Source organism: Streptomyces sp. NPDC049577, assembly GCF_040675635.1.
Classification (GTDB): Bacteria; Actinomycetota; Actinomycetes; order Streptomycetales; family Streptomycetaceae; genus Streptomyces.
Window position 1 is genome coordinate 1 of the sequence record NZ_JBFAPH010000414.1, and the last position, 4,735, is coordinate 4,735.

Genomic DNA, 4,735 nt, shown 5'->3' on the forward strand with positions numbered 1-4,735 from the left:
AGGTGGGCGCCGGCGAGGTCGACCATGCGGGTGCGGCTGGTGACCAGGGCGGCGCAGCCCTCGGTGCCGGGCAGGAGCGGGCGGACCTGGGCGGCATCGCGGGCGTTGTCCAGCAGGGCCAGCACGCGGCGTCCGTCGAGGGTGGAGCGGAAGAGGGCCGAGCGTTCCTCGACGCCTTCCGGAATGGCGGCGTCCGGGATGCCGAGGGCGCGCAGGAAGGCGCCCAGAACGGCCTCCGGTTCGGCGACGACCGGGCCGGTGCCCTGGAGGTCGACGTAGAGCTGGCCGTCCGGGAAGTGGTGGCGGGCGGCGTGGGCGACGTGCACGGCGAGGGTCGTCTTGCCGACGCCGCCGATGCCGGCGACGGCGGAGACGGCCATGACGCTGCCCTCGGCGGTGGCCAGCTGGTCGCTGAGCTCGCTGACGAAGGTGGCGCGGCCGGTGAAGTCGGAGACGGTGGCCGGGAGCTGGGCGGGCCGGACGAAGGTGGGCCCGGCGGAGTGCCGGTCGGCGGGGGAGAGGTGGACGTTGAGGTCGGCGTCGGCCTGGAGGATGCGCTGCTGGAGCTCGGAGAGCTCGGGGCAGGGGTCGACCCCGAGTTCGTCGGCGAGCAGCCGGCGGGTGTCGGCGTAGACGGCGAGCGCCTCGGCCTGCCGGCCGCCGCGGTAGAGGGCGAGCATGAGCAATTCGCGCAGCCGCTCGCGCAGCGGGTGGGCGGCGGTCAGCGCGGTGAGCTCGGAGACGGCCTCGGCGTGGCAGCCGACCTCCAGGTCGAGGTCGAGGCGGGTCTCCAGCAGGGACAGCCGCCACTCCTCCAGCCGGGCGCGCTGGGTCTCGGCGTAGGGGCCGGGCAGGCCCGCGAGGGGCTCGCCGTCCCACACGCCGAGGGCCTCGTTCATCAGCTCGCGGGCGCGCGGGCGGTCGCCGGCCGCCCGGGCCTTGTCGGCCTCGGCCGCCAGCCGTTCGGCGGTGTCGATGTCGAGCCCGCCGACGCCGACCCGGATCGCGTAGCCGCCGGCCTCGCTGACCAGGGCGTCGGCGTCGGTCCCGAAGGCCTTGCGGAGCCGGGAGGCGTAGGTGCGCAGCGCGGCCAGGGCCGCGTGCGGCGGCTCCTCGCCCCAGAGCGCGTCGACGAGCTCCGGTGCGGTGGCGGTGCGTCCGCCGCGCAGCAGCAGGGCCGCCAGAAGGGCCCGCTGCTGGGGCGAGCCGGTGTTGAGCAGTTCCTCGCCGCGCCAGGCGCGGACGGGCCCGAGCACGGTGAAGCGCAGCCGCTGCCCGTGCTCTGTGTCGCCGGCCATCGTGACCCCCTGCTTGTCCTGCTCGGTCGCACCGGCCAGTCTGCCTTGTCCCGGGCCTCCGCGTCAGCAGGGGTCCGGCCTCTCCACAAGCCCTGCCAAGGACCGACCCACGACCCTACTGACGCTTCGTCAGTTCGGCGCTAGCCTGTCCGGCCATGCGGAGCTTCCCCAAGATAATCTCGGTGGACGACCACACGGTCGAGCCTCCTGACGTCTGGAGAGAGCGGCTACCGGCGGTATTCCGCGATGCCGGGCCCCATGTGGTCCGTGCGCCCCTGACGGGCATGACCTTCAACGGCGGGCGCTTCGCGCCCGTCATGGGCGGTCCCGGGGACGAGGGCCCGGTGGCGGACTGGTGGGTCTATGAGGATTTGCGCCGTCCGCTCACCCGGCTGGATACCGCCGTCGGATGCTCCAGGGATGACATCAGACTGGAAGCGATCACCTACGAACAGATGCGGCCGGGCTCCTACAGCGTGCCCGACCGGCTGGCCGACATGGACCTCAACCACGTCCAGTCCGCGCTCTGCTTCCCCACCTTCCCGCGCTTCTGCGGCCAGTCGTTCGCCGAGGCGTCCGACCGCGAGCTCGCCCTGCTGTGCGTGCGGGCCTACAACGACTGGATGGTCGAGGAGTGGTGCGGTCCGGCCGCGGGCGGCCGGCTGATCCCGCTCACGCTCGTGCCGCTGTGGGACGCCGGGCTCGCCGCGGAGGAGGTGCGGCGCAACGCGGCGCGGGGCGTGCGCGCGGTGTGCTTCTCCGAGATCCCGCCGCACCTCGGGCTGCCGTCCGTGCACGGTGACGCCTGGGACCCGTTCCTCGCGGCCTGCGCGGAGACCGGCACCGTCATCGCCATGCACATCGGCTCCTCCTCCCGCATGCCCTCGACCTCACAGGACGCGCCGCCGGCGGTCGGTTCGACCATCACCTTCGCCAACTGCTGCTTCTCGCTCGTCGACTGGCTGATGTCCGGCAAGTTCGAGCGGTTCCCCGGTCTGCGCATCATGTACGCGGAGGGGCAGATCGGTTGGATTCCCTACATCCTGGAGCGGGCGGACGTCGTCTGGGAGGAGAACCGCGGCTGGGGCGGCGTCGCGGACAAGGTCCGCACCCGGCCCTCGGAGCTCTTCGCGCGGCACGTGTACGGCTGTTTCTTCGACGACGCCTTCGGGCTGCGCAACCTCGACGCGATCGGCGAGGGCAACGTGCTGTACGAGACGGACTACCCGCACTCCGACTCCACCTGGCCCAAGTCCCGCGAGGTCGCCGAGGAGCAGATGGCGCACCTGCCGCCGGAGACGGTCGAGCGCATCGTGCGGGGCAACGCGATCGAGCTGCTCGGGCTGACCCCGGAGGGCCTCTGGCCCGGGCCGGGGCGCTGACGGGAGGCGTGGCCATGGGCAGGCTGGACGGCCGCGTGGTGCTCGTCACCGGCGCGGCGCGCGGGCAGGGCGAACAGGAGGCGCGGCTGTTCGCCGCCGAGGGCGCGCGGGTCGTGCTGGCCGACGTCCTGGACGAGGCGGGCCGCGCGGTGGCGGAGGAGCTGGGCGGGAAGTCGGCCCGCTACGTCCATCTGGACGTGGGCGACGAGGCCGGCTGGCCGGCGGCGGTGGCGGTGGCCAAGGACGCCTTCGGGCGGCTCGACGGCCTGGTCAACAACGCCGGGATCCTGCGCTTCAACGCGCTGGAGCACACCCCGCTCGCCGAGTACGAGGAGGTCGTACGGGTCAACCAGACCGGCACCTTCCTGGGCATGCGCGCGGTCGCGCCCGAGCTCGCGGCGGCCGGCGGCGGGACGATCGTCAACACCTGCTCGTACACGGCCCTGGCGGGGATGGCCTCGCTCACCTCCTACGCCGCGAGCAAGGCCGCCGTGCTCGGCATGACCCGGGTGGCCGCGCTGGAGCTGGCCGGCCGGGGCATCCGGGTCAACGCGATGTGCCCGGGCGGCATCGACACCCCGATGATCAACCCCGCCCCGCTCGACCCGGGCGCGGGGCGCGCGGCGGTCGACGAGCTGTTCCGTGCGCACGTACCGCTGGGACGGGCCGGGCGGCCGGAGGAGGTGGCACGGCTGGCGCTCTTCCTGACCTCGGACGACTCCTCGTACGTGACCGGGCAGCCCTTCGTCGTCGACGGGGGCTGGCTGGCGGGGCTGTCGCTGTTCTGACCCTTCCCCGTGACGTCCCTGTGTGCCAGAGTCGCAGTCGCCTGACGGTTCGTCAGAAAGATAGGTGACCTCCGTGGAATTCGGGATCTTCGTACAGGGGTACGTGCCGGAGAGCCGGCGGCGGCGCGACCCCGAGGCCGAGCACCACGCGCTGCTGGAGGAGACCGAGTACGTCATCCAGGCCGACCGGTCCGGCTTCAAGTACGCCTGGGCCTCCGAGCACCACTTCCTGGACGAGTACTCCCACCTCTCCGCCAACGACGTCTTCCTCGGCTACCTCGCCCACGCGACCGAGCGCATCCACCTCGGCTCCGGCATCTTCAACCCGCTGCCCCAGGTCAACCACCCGGCCAAGGTCGCCGAGAAGGCGGCCATGCTCGACCATCTCTCCGGCGGCCGCTTCGAGTTCGGCACCGGACGGGGCGCGGGCAGCCACGAGATCCTCGGCTTCCTCCCCGGTGCGACGTCCATGGACGTCACCCGGGAGATCTGGGAGGAGACCATCGCGGAGTTCCCCCGGATGTGGCTCCAGGAGGAGTACGAGGGCTTCCGGGGCGAGCACTGGACCCTTCCGCCGCGCCGGATCCTCCCCAAGCCGTACGGCCCGGCCCACCCCGCCATGTGGTACGCGGCGGGCTCGCCCTCCTCGTACGCCATGGCGGCCCGCAAGGGCCTGGGCGTCCTGGGCTTCAGCGTGCAGAAGGTCTCCGACATGGAGTGGGTGGTCGACTCCTACAAGTCGGCGATCGCCCAGGCCCGGCCGGTCGGCGCGTTCGTCAACGACAACGTCATGGTCACCTCCACGGCGATCTGCGCGGAGACGCACGAGAAGGCCGTGCGCATCGCCGTCGGGGGCGGGCTGCACTACCTCCAGTCGCTGCTCTTCCGCTACCACGACACCTTCCCCCGCCCCGAGGGCATCCCGCGCTGGCCGGAGCTGCTGCCCGAGTACACGGAGGAGGTCGTCGAACTCCTCATCGCCGAGGAGCTGATGATCTGCGGCGACCCCGACGAGGTGTTCCGCCAGTGCAAGCGCTGGGAGCAGGCGGGCGCGGACCAGCTGGCCTTCGGGCTGCCGATCGGCATCCCGTACGAGGACACCATGACCACGCTCCGGCTGATCGGTGAACACGTCATCCCGAAGATCGACACCGATCCCGTCCACCGCACGACGCGCCTGCGCCGCGCGGCCGTCCGCTGAGGGCGTGCCCCGCACACCCCGGGGCGGCGCCTCCCGGAGCGCCGCCCCGGCCCCAGCGGTTCCGAG

General features: G+C 72.7%; 4 protein-coding genes. 3 read left to right on the plus strand and 1 reads right to left on the minus strand.

Annotation, left to right across the window (positions count from 1 at the left end; all coding sequences use genetic code 11):
* A partial coding sequence (locus tag AB0K09_RS29840; protein WP_366068531.1) for a BTAD domain-containing putative transcriptional regulator occupies positions 1-1,298 on the minus strand: 1,298 nt, incomplete at its 3' end.
* 155 nt (positions 1,299-1,453) lie between these two features.
* Here AB0K09_RS29840 and AB0K09_RS29845 point away from each other — a divergent pair.
* The 3 genes from AB0K09_RS29845 (at position 1,454) to AB0K09_RS29855 (ending at position 4,669) form a co-directional block, all read left to right on the plus strand.
* Positions 1,454-2,680 carry an amidohydrolase family protein gene (locus AB0K09_RS29845; protein ID WP_366068532.1) on the plus strand — a complete coding sequence of 409 codons (1,227 nt, stop codon included), beginning with the start codon at positions 1,454-1,456 and terminating at the stop codon, positions 2,678-2,680.
* Between the two features lie 14 nt (positions 2,681-2,694).
* Entirely contained in the window at positions 2,695-3,468 is a 774-nt protein-coding gene (locus AB0K09_RS29850) for a glucose 1-dehydrogenase (protein WP_366068533.1), read from the plus strand.
* Between the two features lie 73 nt (positions 3,469-3,541).
* On the plus strand, positions 3,542-4,669 hold the full coding sequence (locus tag AB0K09_RS29855) for an LLM class flavin-dependent oxidoreductase (RefSeq protein WP_366068534.1): 1,128 nt from the start codon (positions 3,542-3,544) through the stop codon (positions 4,667-4,669).
* Positions 4,670-4,735: the final 66 nt, after the last annotated feature.

Excerpts from the sequence above, each read along its gene's own strand:
- AB0K09_RS29845 (WP_366068532.1), top strand. The coding sequence starts at position 1,454 with ATGCGGAGCTTCCCCAAGATAATCTCGGTGGACGACCACACGGTCGAG.
- AB0K09_RS29850 (WP_366068533.1), top strand. The coding sequence starts at position 2,695 with ATGGGCAGGCTGGACGGCCGCGTGGTGCTCGTCACCGGCGCGGCGCGC.